16 protein-coding genes are annotated in these 13,332 nt (G+C 66.9%); 14 read left to right on the top strand and 2 right to left on the bottom strand.

The features are described from left to right. The first annotated feature begins 110 nt into the window (after positions 1 to 110). From ACFTSF_RS16420 to ACFTSF_RS16405, 4 genes are all read left to right on the top strand, one after another. Positions 111 to 443: a VOC family protein gene (locus tag ACFTSF_RS16420; RefSeq protein WP_380154539.1), complete on the top strand. Its 333-nt coding sequence runs from the start codon at positions 111 to 113 to the stop codon at positions 441 to 443. A 70-nt stretch (positions 444 to 513) separates the two neighbouring features. Beyond that, a complete protein-coding gene (locus tag ACFTSF_RS16415) occupies positions 514 to 813 on the top strand; it encodes a hypothetical protein (protein WP_380154538.1) in 300 nt (99 codons plus the stop codon). Between the two features lie 31 nt (positions 814 to 844). After that, entirely contained in the window at positions 845 to 1,645 is an 801-nt protein-coding gene (locus ACFTSF_RS16410) for an alpha/beta fold hydrolase (protein ID WP_380154537.1), read from the top strand. Positions 1,646 to 1,672: 27 nt separating this feature from the next. Beyond that, complete coding sequence (locus tag ACFTSF_RS16405) at positions 1,673 to 2,059, top strand: VOC family protein (protein WP_380154536.1); 387 nt, start codon at positions 1,673 to 1,675, stop codon at positions 2,057 to 2,059. Between the two features lie 7 nt (positions 2,060 to 2,066). Here the strand turns inward: ACFTSF_RS16405 and ACFTSF_RS16400 are convergent, their stop codons facing one another. Continuing rightward, positions 2,067 to 3,488: a serine hydrolase domain-containing protein gene (locus ACFTSF_RS16400; RefSeq protein WP_380154535.1), complete on the bottom strand. Its 1,422-nt coding sequence runs from the start codon at positions 3,486 to 3,488 to the stop codon at positions 2,067 to 2,069. 19 nt (positions 3,489 to 3,507) lie between these two features. After that, a complete protein-coding gene (locus ACFTSF_RS16395) occupies positions 3,508 to 4,167 on the bottom strand; it encodes a class I SAM-dependent methyltransferase (protein WP_380154534.1) in 660 nt (219 codons plus the stop codon). A 60-nt stretch (positions 4,168 to 4,227) separates the two neighbouring features. Between ACFTSF_RS16395 and ACFTSF_RS16390 the strand changes: the two genes are divergently transcribed. The 10 genes from ACFTSF_RS16390 (at position 4,228) to ACFTSF_RS16345 (ending at position 13,304) form a co-directional block, all read left to right on the top strand. Continuing rightward, on the top strand, positions 4,228 to 4,575 hold the full coding sequence (locus tag ACFTSF_RS16390) for a VOC family protein (RefSeq protein ID WP_380154533.1): 348 nt from the start codon (positions 4,228 to 4,230) through the stop codon (positions 4,573 to 4,575). Continuing rightward, positions 4,575 to 4,985, top strand: coding sequence for a GNAT family N-acetyltransferase (locus ACFTSF_RS16385; RefSeq protein WP_380154532.1), 411 nt, complete (start codon positions 4,575 to 4,577; stop codon positions 4,983 to 4,985). The genes ACFTSF_RS16390 and ACFTSF_RS16385 overlap by 1 nt, the downstream gene beginning before the upstream one ends. A 53-nt stretch (positions 4,986 to 5,038) precedes the next feature. Beyond that, on the top strand, positions 5,039 to 5,551 hold the full coding sequence (locus ACFTSF_RS16380; RefSeq protein WP_380154531.1) for a GNAT family N-acetyltransferase: 513 nt from the start codon (positions 5,039 to 5,041) through the stop codon (positions 5,549 to 5,551). Further along, positions 5,538 to 5,999, top strand: coding sequence for an HIT family protein (locus ACFTSF_RS16375; RefSeq protein WP_380154530.1), 462 nt, complete (start codon positions 5,538 to 5,540; stop codon positions 5,997 to 5,999). Before ACFTSF_RS16380 ends, ACFTSF_RS16375 begins: the two co-directional genes overlap by 14 nt. A gap of 234 nt (positions 6,000 to 6,233) precedes the next feature. Further along, the gene (locus ACFTSF_RS16370) at positions 6,234 to 7,235 is read left to right on the top strand and encodes an acyl-CoA desaturase (RefSeq protein ID WP_380154529.1); all 1,002 of its coding nucleotides are present in this window, start codon (positions 6,234 to 6,236) and stop codon (positions 7,233 to 7,235) included. Between the two features lie 58 nt (positions 7,236 to 7,293). Beyond that, positions 7,294 to 7,935 carry a TetR/AcrR family transcriptional regulator gene (locus ACFTSF_RS16365; protein WP_344145460.1) on the top strand — a complete coding sequence of 214 codons (642 nt, stop codon included), beginning with the start codon at positions 7,294 to 7,296 and terminating at the stop codon, positions 7,933 to 7,935. A gap of 172 nt (positions 7,936 to 8,107) precedes the next feature. Beyond that, on the top strand, positions 8,108 to 9,292 hold the full coding sequence (locus ACFTSF_RS16360) for a sensor histidine kinase (protein WP_344145458.1): 1,185 nt from the start codon (positions 8,108 to 8,110) through the stop codon (positions 9,290 to 9,292). After that, positions 9,289 to 9,957, top strand: a complete 669-nt coding sequence (locus tag ACFTSF_RS16355; RefSeq protein ID WP_380154528.1) for a response regulator transcription factor — start codon at positions 9,289 to 9,291, stop codon at positions 9,955 to 9,957. The genes ACFTSF_RS16360 and ACFTSF_RS16355 overlap by 4 nt, the downstream gene beginning before the upstream one ends. Positions 9,958 to 10,117: 160 nt before the next feature. Beyond that, on the top strand, positions 10,118 to 10,846 hold the full coding sequence (locus ACFTSF_RS16350; RefSeq protein ID WP_380154832.1) for an ABC transporter ATP-binding protein: 729 nt from the start codon (positions 10,118 to 10,120) through the stop codon (positions 10,844 to 10,846). 1 nt (position 10,847) lies between these two features. Then, a complete protein-coding gene (locus ACFTSF_RS16345) occupies positions 10,848 to 13,304 on the top strand; it encodes an ABC transporter permease (protein ID WP_380154527.1) in 2,457 nt (818 codons plus the stop codon). The last annotated feature ends 28 nt before the right edge of the window (positions 13,305 to 13,332 follow it).

The following is a 13,332-nucleotide window of genomic DNA, read 5'->3' as shown; positions in this document are numbered from 1 at the left end:
TGGGTCGTTGCCCGCAGCAAGCACTTCTCCGACTGGACTTCTGCTTTCTGTCGGTGCCCTGCGAGACCATTGCCTCCAGGCGAAAACCTCACCCCGAACCGGGAGAAATCATGGGTCTCACCCTCGGCGCCATCGTCCTCAACGTCCCCGACACCACCCCCGCCTCCACCTTCTGGAGCCAGGCCCTCGACTACACCCCACAACCCAGCAACCCCGACTTCCTCATCCCACCCAACCGCGCCGCCACCCGCCTCCACCTCGACTCCACCGACCGAACCCACCTAGACCTCTGGCTCACCCCCGACACCACCCTCGCCGCCGAGATCACCCGCCTGGAAACTCTCGGCGCCCACCTCGTCGAGGACTGGACCTACCCCGAGGACGCAGACTTCACCGTCCTCCAAGCCCCCGACGGCACCCTCTTCTGCCTCATCCACCCCTGACGGAGCTGTCGATTTCCGCCTGCGCCGTCCGTCAACCTCAGGACAACCGCACTCGTCGAGGAGGTTCTCCATGCCCAAGTTCCTGATCCTGATGTCCAGGCCCGACCACTACGCGCAGTGGGACGCAGCAGACCAGGCCACGCGCGACCAGTACCTGACAGATCTCGCCGCCTTCGCCACCGCCGTCCGCACCCACGGCACCTTGCACGCCGTCCTCCCGCTTCTTCCCACCACACCGCCGACCGACCTGCACGGCGCGTACCTCGTCGACCTCCCCGACCAGACCACCACCCGCAACCTCACCGACCTCCTGCCCTCCCCGTGCGAGATCCGCGAGGTCCAGGATGTTGGCATCCCCATCAGCACCTAGAACTGTCCGTGGCGGATGGCAGGGTGCGGGGATGGAGCGTGTGGTGGATGTGGGTGAGGTGGAGCTGTTCGTTCGCGAGTTGGGGCAGCGCGGGGATGAGCCTTCGCTGGTGGTGATGCACGGTGGGCCGGATGTGGGGCATGGGTATCTCGTGCCCGGGTTCGCAGACGTGCGGCGACATGTCGTGCTGTTCGACTTCCGAGGGTGCGGGCGAAGCACTCGCGGGCTTCCTGCCGATCGGTTGCAACCGGAGTACGTCGTGGAGGACACCCGGCGGCTGATCGAGGAGCTCGGGCTCGGGCAGGTCGACCTACTGGGGTTCTCGACCGGCGGGCGCGCAGCGATGCAGTTCGTGGACAAACACCCCGAGCTGGTACGGCGGTTGGTGCTGGCGTCGACTTCGGCGTACGACGCTCGTGCGGCCGAGGAGTATCTGGCCGGCTGGGACGAGTACCAGCGACGAGAGCGGTTGGCGCAACCCGAGCAACGCAACTCGACCATCTTCGTCTGGGACCTCGCCAAGGCCCCGTCGTACCTCGAACTGCTGGAGAGCCTCGGGACCGACGAGGGCGACTGGAGCTACGAACGCGCACTCGCCGGTCTCTACCACCCCTGGTGCCCAGGTGATCCCGAGACGATCCTCCGCGACTTCGGCCGACCGATCCTGATCCTGCACGGCGAGAAGGACATGGGCTTCCCGCTTCAACTCGCCGAGCGCCTGCACACCGCCGTACCGAACAGCCAACTAGCCGTCATCCCCGACACCGCCCACATGTGCCACTTCGAGCGCCCCGACGTGTGGGCCCAACACCTCAACGAGTTTCTCGCCTGAACTGCCCCGTCATTGGAGACTCACCCCATGGACATCAAGCACCGCATGATCGTCTTCGACGCCGCCGACCTGGACGCCGAAAGCACGTTCTGGGCCGGCTTCCTCGACGGCACCGTCGACAAGTGGAACGACCGCTGGCACGCCATCTGGGTCGACGGAGGCTGGGCCCTCGGCGTACAGCACGCTCCCGACCACCAACCACCCACCTGGCCCGACGACGCCCAACCCCAACAAATCCACCTGGACCTCTACTTCGAAGGCCAACCCGCCCACGCCGAAGCCCACGACAAAGCCCTCTCCCTAGGCGCCCGCCTCCTCAAACCAGCCGAAAACCCCACCGCACCCCGCGGCGTATCCACCTACGCCGACCCCGCCGGCCACCCCTTCTGCCTCTGCTGGCTCCCCACCGACTAGGCCTCGGTCAGGAGACGTCTGGGCGGGTCATCAGGGGTGCGCGCAGGAGGCGCTCGAGGTTGGGGCCGGTTAGCGGTACGCCGTTCCAGGTGGCGACTGCGGTTGCTGTTGTGGTGTCGAGTTCCAGGCGGACTCGGTGTGGGCTGGTGATGATCTGGAGCTCGGCGACGAACGTGTCGTCGTGCCAGGCGGCGGTTGCGACGACTGGGCGGCCGAGGGGTGAGCTTTCCCGCCAATTGCCGTGGCCAGCCCCGACACTCGGCCAGGAGCCGAACCGCAGCAGCCATCCGCCGTCCACGGGTTCGACGACGACCGTCGTACCGTCAGGCAGTGCTGAGTTCTCGGCGGATGCATCGAGTGTCGCCTTGGCGGAATGCCCCGGCGCGGCCTCGCCCGGGACCGGCGTGAGGGAGAGCTGCCGCAGACGCTCGGCGAGGAGCTCGTCGTCCTCGGCGCTCGCCGGTTCGTCGAGAGCGGGCAGCAGATAGTCCCAGAAGATGCCGGGGATCGGCTGCCGCTCATCGAGCGCGGACGTCACGGCGATGACGAGCTCATGCTCCGGGACGACCACACACTGCTGACCGAAAGCGCCGTTCCCGAAGAAGCCGTGCCGCGACCGCCAGAACTGGTAGCCGTACCCACACAAGAAGTCCTCGGCGGCCCATGCATCCTCGACCTGCAACGTCTCGATCTGCCGACTCGTCGCGAGCTCCACCCATTCACGCGGTACCAGCTGACGATCACCCCATCGCCCGCCGCGCAACAGCAGCTCCCCGAAAGCAGCAATCGCCTCGGTCCGCAGATACAGCCCGTGAAACCCGAACGCGAGCCCGCTCGCCACGCGATCCCATTCAGCGTGGTCGATCCCCATCGGCTTGAACAACCGCTCATCCAGCAACTCCGGAAGACCGCGGCCAGTCACGCGCTCCACCATCCGCGCGAGGATGAACGTGGTCGCGTTGTCGTAGGTGTGCTTCGTCCCCTCGGGATCGGTGAACGGCACCCGCAAGAAGCCCTTCACCAGATCATCCGGTTCCAGCTCCCACGCCTCACCAAGACTGTCGATCGGATGCCCAACCGTCATCGACAACAAGTGATGCACGGTGATCCGACGCCCCTGCTCCGAAACATCATCCGGAACCTGCTCAGGCAACACGTCCACCAGGCGATCATCCAGCGACAACAACCCGTCCGCGATCACCAGCCCGACCGCGATCGACGTGAACGATTTCGTCAACGAGTACAGGAGATGCGGCCGATCCGCCGAGTACGGCGTCCACCAGCCTTCCGCGACGACGTGACCCCGGCGTACCACCATGATCGAGTGGAGCTCGACGGAATCCGCCGCGATCCGATCCAGCAGCGCGATGATCGAACGCGACGACATCCCCATTGCTGCAGGCGTCGACCGTGGCAACAAGGCGGTCATCCGTGCACGGTATCCGCGACTACCCCCGCGCGCACACCAAATTATTTCCGTTGAACGACAACACCTCGAACCCCGCCGCCACCAACTCAGCCCGCAACGCGGCCGGCCTCAGATGCCGCCGATACGGCAGCTCACCGCGGTAGCAGATCCCGGTGACCGCGTCGTACCGGAACTCCTCGCCGTACCCGCGATCCTCGTCGTACAAGGCCGTCGAGATCAAATAACGCCCGCCCGGCAACAACCGATCCCGCACCCCACGAAACACCGCGGACCGATCCTCGTCCAGCACGATGTTCTGCAAACAGAAGCTGTCGAGCACCACGTCGTACCGCGTCTCCACCTCAACAGGCCAACGACAAACATCCTGTACGCCGAAGTTGACCCGAACCCCCAACTCCTCCGCAAACCCCTCAGCCAACGCGATCGCCTCCGGAATCAAGTCGACCGCATCAACCCGAAACCCCAACCCCGCCAAGAAACAAGCCGCCGGCCCAGTCCCACACCCATACTCCAAAACCCGCCCACCCACCGCAAGCTCATCCACCACCCCCTCCAAGAACCCCCGATTAGGAAAGTCCGCAAACCCACCCCCACCCTCAAAAACCTCGTTCCACTGCGTCCACCCCTCCCGCACCACCCGCCCGTAAACAGCCCGCGCCTCAACCTCGTAATAACGCATCCCCCCACCGTAGAGAGAAAATTTGTGCTGGTCTGCAGAGTTCTGTGGCAGGCTGCGGTGATGAGTGGGACACGCCTCGAACACGTCCGTGCGAATGTCACCGATCTCAATGCTGCCGTTCATTGGTACACGACGGTCCTGGGCTTCGAGGTGGAGGCGTATTGGCCGCCGGAGTCGCCGAACTACGCCCACTTCCGCACGCAGTCCGGCGCGACCTTCGCCGTCATGGAGGCGGAGGGCCGAGGCGCACGCTTCAACTTCTCCGTTGACGATCCGGACGCCCTCTGGGCCAAACTCAAAGACCTAGCCGTCGTCATCGAGCCCCTCTTCGACACCCCCTACGGCACCCGGAAGTTCACCATCGCCGACCCCGACGGCAACGAACTCGGCTTCGTCCGCAACCCCTGATGAGCATCCAGATCCAGGCCGCGACCCCCGACCTGCTCGAGGCCGCCGTACACAAATTCATGGGCGCCGAACCCGCTGCCACCTACCTCGACTCACCAGCCACCCTCGCCTTCGTAGCCGCCGACCCCGAAGTCCTCGGCTGGTGCTGGGGCTATCACCTCCCCCGCCCCGACGGCACCTCCATGCTCTACCTTCACCAACTAGCAGTAGCCGAACCCCACCGCCGCCGCGGCATCGGCCGAGCCCTCCTCCAAGCCTTCATAACCGCCGGCACCCAAGCGGGCGCCACCAAGATGTTCCTCACCACCGGCGCCGACAACCACCCCGCCCGCTCCCTGTACGACGCTTTCGGCGGCGGCCTCGCCGACCAAGGCCCCACCGTCAACTACTGGTTCCTCCTCGACCGGTGAGCGTGTGCGGTTGGTAGGTTCGCGGGATGCTTGGGAGTGTTGCTTGGCCGCCTGTGGCGATTCGGACTGAGCGGCTGGTACTGCGTGAGTCCGAGGGGCGGGATCGCGCGGCCATCGTCGAGTTGCTGGCTTCGGCGGAGGTCGGGGCGTACGTCGGTGGTGCGCAGGACCGTGGTGAGCTGGAGCGGGCGCTTCCCGAGGTGCCTGGTCAGCGGCCGGGGTTCTTCGTTGTCGAACTCGACGGTTCGGCGATCGGCACGGTCACGCTCAGCGGGCGCAACGTGGAGAGCCCGGACTACCTCCACCCGGAAGCGGGCGACGTCGAGCTCGGCTACCTGTTCCTCCCCCACACCTGGGGCCGCGGTTACGCCGCCGAGGCCTGTGCCGCAGCGCTCACCTGGTTCGCCACCGCACACCCCGGCGAGGCAGTAGTCCTCACCACCCAAACAGCCAATGAACGCTCCCTGCGCCTAGCCACCAAGCTGGGCTTCACCGAGCTAACCCGCTACCACGCCTACGGCACCGAACAATGCCTAGCCACCTGGTCCGGCCATGTTCAACCATGAGCCCGCGGGCTACGAATGCCCGCTCTGCCTGGTCGTTCGTGGCGGCGAAGACGACCTGACCAGCCAGCAGGACGTCGTACTGCGAACAGACCGCGCCACGGCCTTCGTCGCCTCCCGCTGGTGGCCGAACAACCTCGGCCACGTGCTCGTCGTGCCGAACACCCACCACGAGAACCTGTACGACCTACCCGCGCCAGACGGTCACGCGGTCCACGACGCCGTCCGCGCGATCGCCATCGCCATCCGCTCCACCTACGGCTGCGCGGGCGTCTCCACCCGCCAGCACAACGAACCAGCCGGCTACCAGGACGCCTGGCACCACCACGTGCACGTCTTCCCGCGCTACCCCGGCGACAACCTCTACAACACCCGCCACCCACCAACCCCCGCCACCCGCGCCGACCGCGAGCCCTACGCCCACAAACTCCGCGCGCACCTCGAGCGATAGCAAAACCCCGGCTCAGGAGACCCGAGCCGGGGTTCGGTTGCTCCCCCGCCTGGTTTCGATCCAGGTCTTCGAGATTCAAAGTCTCGCGGGCTGCCGATTACCCCACGGGGGATCGTGGTTGCCGAGACAGTGTGCCATGAGTGGGGTCGGTGACAAGCTGAGGGGTTCCTTACCTACGGGTCCGTAGGTTACGGTTGCGTAGGTAAGGTGTCCGCCGACCGAGGGAAGACAGCGATGACTCCACCCGCCGTTGCCGCGCCGGAGGCTCCGGACCGCGTTGCGCAGGACGACGTGCTCGACGTCGATACGGGGACGCTCGGGGGTGAGCAGAAGCAGGTGTGGGAGCAGGTCGCGCTGGCGTTGTTCATCGGGATTCCGTTCCTGGCTGTGCTGGCTGCGGTGCCGATTGCCTGGGGCGGGTTCCTGGGGTGGCGGGACATCGTGCTCGCGGTGGTGTTCTACACGGTGTCGGGGCACGGGATCTCGATCGGTTTCCACCGGTTGTTCACGCACAAGTCGTTCAAGCCGAATCGGCCAATGAAGTATGCGCTGGCGATCGCTGGTTCGCTGGCGATCGAGGGGCCGGTGGTTCGGTGGGTGGCTGATCACCGTAAGCACCATAAGTTCTCCGACCGTGACGGCGATCCGCACAGCCCGTGGAAGTACGGGAACACGTTGGGGGCGCTGACGAAGGGGTTCTTCCACGCGCATGTGGGCTGGTTGTTCGACACCGAGCAGACTCCGCAGCGGCAGTACGCGCCGGATCTGCTGAAGGACAAGGACATCGTCCGGGTGTCGCGGATGTTCCCGGTGCTGGTGACGGTTTCGTTGCTGCTGCCGGCTGTGATCGGCGGGTTGTGGTCGTGGTCGTGGGAGGGCGCGTTCACCGCGTTCTTCTGGGCCAGCCTGGTCCGGATCGCACTGCTGCACCACGTGACGTGGTCGATCAACTCGATCTGTCACACGATCGGCGACCGGCCGTTCAAGAGCCGGGACAAGTCGGGCAACGTGTGGTGGCTGGCGATCCTGAGCCAGGGCGAGTCGTGGCACAACCTGCACCACTCGGACCCGACCTGTGCGCGGCACGGCGTGCTGAAGGGTCAGCTCGACACCTCCGCCCGGACCATCTGGTTCTTCGAGAAGATGGGCTGGGTGAGCGACGTCCGCTGGCCGGTCAAGGAACGGCTGGAAGCCCGGCGCGTGGACGACGCCCGCCGTACTCTGAAGGCGGCCTGACCGTAAAACTCCCACCGGCAACACCCGAAATGCGGCATGATGCTGACGTGATCTCGACGTGACGGAACCCAAACCGCGCCGCTCCGGGCGGATCCGGATGACCAGTGCCGAGCGTCGCGAGCAACTGATCACGGTCGCCCGCGGCCTGTTCGCGCAGCGCGGCTACGACGCCACCTCGGTGGAGGAGATCGCGGCCCGGTCCGAGGTCTCCAAGCCGGTCGTGTACGAGCACTTCGGCGGCAAGGAAGGCCTGTACGCCGTGATCGTGGACCGCGAGGTTCGCGCGCTGCTCGACGGTGTCACCCAGTCGCTGACCGCGGGCCGGGCGCACGAACTGGTCGAGCAGGCGGCGCTCGCGCTGCTGGACTACATCGAGAACAACTCCGACGGCTTCCGGATCCTGGTCCGGGACTCGCCGGTCGGCTCGTCGACGGGGTCGTTCATCTCGATCCTGAGCGATGTCGGTACCCGGGTCGAGCACATCCTGGCCGAGAACTTCAAGCGCCGCGGCCTGGACCCGAAGAACGCCCCGATGTACGCCCAGATGCTGGTCGGCATGGTCGCGCTCACCGGCCAGTGGTGGCTCGACGCCCGCCGCCCGCGCAAGCAGGACGTCGCCGCCCACCTCGTCAACCTCGCCTGGAACGGGCTGTCCGGTCTGGAGCCCAAACCGGTGTTGTCGACGCGACCGCACAAATAAATCCTCCGAAGGACAGGTCGTATACGTCCACTGACGGCCGATCCGCGCCGGACCCAGGCGTGTGGAGCGGTATGCGTAGATGCCTACGTCCTGTCGTTAGGGCGCTGGTCGTACGGCGACATCCGACCGTGGCATGACTCGCGGCCAGGGCGCTCACCCGTACCCTGGCCGGATGACGGGGTTACTGACCGCGCGGCCGCTGCCTGCGCGCAGCAAGGCGTTCGATCTGCTGTTCGCGGGCGCCCTCGTCGTGTCGGCCGGCTTCCTCGGGCTCGCGCAGGCGCGGTGGGGCGGGCTCCTCGGTCTCGCCATGCTCGGTCCGCTGATCTGGCGCCGCACCCACCCCGAACTGGTCTTCTTCGCGGTCTCGTCAGTGGCTGTCCTGCAGTGGCTCGGCGGTGTCGACCTGCAGCCCGGCAATGTCGGCCTGATCGTCGCCCTCTACGCGATCTCCGTGTACGGCGACGTCCGCCTCAGCCGGATCGCGCTCGGCGTCGGCGGTCTCGGCGTACTGATGGCGACCTCCCGCTACTGGTCGAATTCCGACTGGCGCCAGCAGGTGACCATGATGGTCGCCCTCGGCGCGCTCGTCTTCGGCGTCTGGGCGTTCGGCGAACGCCGTCGCACCAGAGCCCTGTACGTCGTCCAACTCGAGGAGCGCGCTGTTCAGGCCGAGCGTGATCGCGATCGAGAGTCGAAGCTCGCGGTCTCGGCCGAGCGGACCCGGATCGCGCGCGAGATCCACGACGTGGTCGCGCACGGTCTGTCGATCATGATCGTCCAAGCCGACGGCGGTCTCTACGCCGCCGACCAGTCGCCCGAGGCGGCGAAGAAGGCGCTGGCCACGATCGGGGACACCGGCCGCGCCAGCCTGACCGAGATGCGCAAGATGCTCGGCCTGCTCAAACAGGAGGAGCAGCGGGAGCTCGATCCGAACCAGCCTCGCCCCCAGCCGGGCGTCTCCAGCCTCCCCGAGCTGATCGACAACGTCCGGGACGCCGGCCTCTCGGTCGACTACCAGGTCACCGGCGCCCCGCGGGATCTGCCCGCGCTGCTCGGACTGACGGCGTACCGGATCGTGCAGGAGGGTTTGACCAACACGCTCAAACACGCCGGGCCGGGAGCGCACACGTCCGTCACCTTGGACTTCGGGCGCGAGATGCTGACCGTGGTGGTCACCGATGACGGCCGCGGCGGTGGCGTTGCCCCGAGCACCGAACCAGGTCACGGCCTGGTGGGGATGCATCAACGCGCATCGGTCTCGGGCGGTACGGTGAACGCCGGACCGAAGGCGGGCGGCGGTTACGAGGTGATCGCCAAGCTGCCGTATCACCTGCCCAACGGAGGCCAGCAGTGAATGAGGACGTAATCCGGGTTTTCCTGGTGGACGACCAGGAGCTGGTCCGGGCCGGCTTCACGATGCTCGTGGACTCCCAGCCGGACATGCGGGTGGTCGGGCAGGCCGGCGACGGCGGTGAGGCGGTCGAGAAGATCTCCGTGACCGCGTGCGACGTCGTACTGATGGATGTTCGGATGCCGCGGCTCGACGGGGTGGAGGCCACGAACCGGCTGCAGTCGTTGCCACAGGCCCCCAAGGTGATCGTGCTGACCACCTTCGACCTGGACGAGTACGCGTTCGCCGCGATCAAGGCCGGTGCGGCCGGGTTCCTGCTCAAGAACACCCCGCCGGCCGACCTGCTGTCCGCGATCCGCCAGGTGCACTCCGGTGACGCCGTCGTCTCCCCCAGTACGACGAAGCGCCTGCTCGAGCATTTCGCCGGAGCCCTCCCCGATTCGGGGGTCGAGCGACCGGACCTGGCCGATCTGACCGCACGGGAGCGCGAGGTACTGGTCGAGGTGGCGCGCGGTCTGTCGAACACCGAGATCGCCAAGCTGTTCACGTTGTCCGAGGCAACGGTGAAGACGCATATCGGCCGCATCCTGGCCAAGACCGGACTGCGGGACCGGGTCGCGCTCGTCGTTCTCGGGTACGAGACCGGGCTGGTCCGGCCGACCAAGTAATACCCAGGTACTACACGGATTACGTTCCGTGGGACGACGTACCGGGGAGCGCATTTCACTAACTTGAGTGTCATGACAGGGCGGGCCTGTCGTGGAACCAGGGAGTGACATGAGTTTGCAGACCGGTGAGCTTGCGGCGGGGCGGCTGCCGCAGGACGGGATGCCGCGTACGGCGATCCGCGCGCACGAGCTGCGCAAGGTGTACGGACAGGGTGACACTGCCGTGGCCGCGCTGGACGGCGTCTCGGTCGACTTCGCGGTCGGCAACTTCACCGCGATCATGGGCCCGTCCGGGTCCGGCAAGTCGACGCTGATGCACTGCCTGGCCGGTCTGGACACGCCGACCAGCGGCCAGGTCCTGCTCGGTGAGACCGAGCTGACCCAGCTCCCGGACGCCGCGCTGACCAAGATCCGCCGGGACCGGATCGGCTTCGTCTTCCAGTCCTTCAACCTGCTGCCGATGCTGTCCGCCAAGGACAACATCCTGCTCCCGCTCGAGCTCGGCAGCCGCAAGCCCGACCAGCAGTGGCTGGCCACGCTGGTCGACGTACTGGGTCTGGAGGACCGCCTCACGCACCGCCCGTCGGAGCTGTCCGGCGGCCAGCAGCAGCGCGTCGCCGTGGCGCGTGCGCTGGTCGGACGGCCGGAGGTCGTCTTCGCCGACGAGCCGACCGGCAACCTGGACTCGCGCTCCGGCGCTGAGGTCCTCGGCTTCCTGCGCCGCAGTGTCCGTGAGTTCGGGCAGACCGTGGTGATGGTGACCCACGACCCGCTGGCGGCGTCGTACGCCGACCGCGTGGTGATGCTCGCCGACGGCAAGCTGGCCGGCGAGCTGTACGACCCGAAGCCGGAGACCGTTCTCGACGCGCTGCGCCAGCTGGGGGCCTGACGTGCGACGTTCGCTCCTTTCTTCGTTGCGCGCCCACATGGGCCGCTTGGTCGCCGCCTGTCTGGCGATCGTGCTGGGGGTCGGCTTCGGCACCCTGGCGTTGACCGCGCACAGCTCCGCATCACACGGCATCGACGAGACGATCGGCGCGCAGTACAAGGGTGTCGACGCGTACGTGTACCCCGAGCGGGAGTCGATCACCCCGGCCACCGTCGCCAAGGTGAAGGCGCTGCCGCAGGTCGCGGAGGTGGTCCCGATCGCGACCGCCTACATGGAGGCCAGCTTCCCGGGCCTGGTCCGGCCGGTCTCACTGCCGATCGACGCGCTGCAGCCCACCACCCAGATCTCCTCCCCCGGTACGTCGTCCGGGAAGTTGCCGACCGCAACGAATGAGATCGCGCTGCCGAACAAGCTCGCGGCCAAGCACAACCTGACACTGGGCCAGTCGCTGCGAATCACGTCGTACAACAACAAGTCCTGGACCGTGAAGATCGTCGGCCTCATCGACGACAAGAGCGCCTTCGGTCAGGGGGCCGTCGCCACGCCGGCCATGGTCAAGATCTTCGAGCCGGACGGCTACATCCAGGGCGTCAAGATCGCCGGTAAGCCCGGTACTGATCCGCAGGCGCTGGCCGACTCCGTGCAGGCCGTGCTGCCGAACGGCGTCCAGGCCTTCACCGGCAAGGGCTGGATCGAGCACGAGGTCAAGAACTACACCAACGGCATCGACGTCCTGGGTGGGGTGTTCGGCATGTTCGCCGTGATCGCGCTCTTCGTTGCCTGCCTGGTGATCGGCAACACCTTCACCATCGTGATCGCCCAGCGGACCCGCGAGATGGCGCTGCTGCGCTGTGTCGGCGCGTCCCGCCGCCAGGTGTTCTCCTCGGTACTCGCCGAGGCGACCGTAGTCGGCGTGATCGCCTCCGCGATCGGTGTGGTCTTCGGGGTCGCACTGTCCGCACTGGCGCTGGCGCTGTCCCGCGAGTTCGACTGGGGGATGCCGCCGGTCTCGCTGCATCTCGACCTGCTGTCGATCTTCCTGCCGCTGCTGCTCGGCACGGTCGCCACGATCGCGGCAGCCGTCGTACCGGCTCGTCGGGCCACCAAGGTTGCACCGCTGGCTGCGCTGCGGCCTGACGTCGCACCGGCGGCTGCTTCGAAGCGTGGCGTCTTCCGGCTGGTCCTGGGCTTCTTGCTGCTCGCCGGTGGCGGCGCGCTGCTGGGGCTGGCGGCAACCGAGCACCAGGTGATCGTCGGCGTCGCCGGTGGCGTGATCTCGTTCCTCGGGGTGCTGGCGATCGGCACGCTCCTGGTGCCGGCGCTGATCAAGGTGCTCGGCGCCCTGCCGGCACGGGCCGGCGTTCCGTCCCGCATCGCGGTCGCGAACGCAGTACGGAACCCGAAGCGTACGGCGGCCACCACCGCGGCGCTCCTCATCGGCGTGACGCTGATCAGCCTGACCTGTGTCGGGATCGCCTCGGTCCGCAAGACGTTCGACGTGTCGATGGACGGGCAGTACCCGGTCGACCTGACGGTGATGACCTACAACGAGAAGATGCCGGCCAGTGCCGCCGAGCAGTTGAAGGCGATCAAGGGCATCACCCAGGTCGTCCCGGTCCACAAGATGGTCGTGAAGTCCAAGGGCGAGGAGTACTCGGTCACGGGCATCGACCAGACCACAGCCGGCACGGTCATCCACAACCCCGCGCTCGTCGACAAGCTCAAGTCCGGTACGGCGTTGGTCGACTACAGCACGCTTCATCGGCTGCAGCTGAAGGAGGGCTCGAAGGTCACGATCGTCTCCGGCAAGAACAAGCTGACGGTGACACTGCAGCTCGGACTCGGCCTGGATCCGTTCAACGTGACCTCGACGGATCTCGCCAAGCTGGCGCCGACCGCGCCGATCGCCGGGTACTGGCTGGCCTCGGATCCGAAGGCCGATGGCTCGAAGGTCATCGAGGAAGTGAGCCAGTCACTGCCGTCGGTGAAGGAGCTCGATGTCAGCGGTGGCCTGGCCAAGCGGACGGAGTACACGAAGATCTTCGATGTCCTGCTTGCCGTCGGCATCGGTCTGCTCGGGGTCTCGGTCCTGATCGCACTGGTTGGCGTGGGCAACACACTCAGCCTGTCAGTACTGGAGCGGACCCGGGAGAATGCGTTGCTGCGGGCAATGGGTCTGACCCGACGTCAGCTGCGCAGCATGCTCGCGATCGAATCGTTGCTGATGGCATTGGTTGCCGCCGGCCTCGGAATCGCACTCGGGTTGGCCTACGGCTGGACCGGGACGAGTGCGCTGATGGGCGGTCAGACGATCGACGGCAAGGTCCAGTACGCCGTACCGGTCGGACTGCTGGTCGCGATTGCGGCGATCGCCGCGGTGGCCGGTCTGCTCGCCTCGGTACTGCCCGCCCGCCGGGCCGCCAAGGTCGCACCGGCCGGAGCGCTCGCGACGGAGTGATGAGCTAGCGGCTCGCCCGGCTTGAGGG

This window comes from Kribbella sp. NPDC056951 (genome assembly GCF_042674205.1).
Taxonomy (GTDB): domain Bacteria; phylum Actinomycetota; class Actinomycetes; order Propionibacteriales; family Kribbellaceae; genus Kribbella; species Kribbella yunnanensis.
This window is presented reverse-complemented; position numbering and strand designations above follow the sequence as displayed.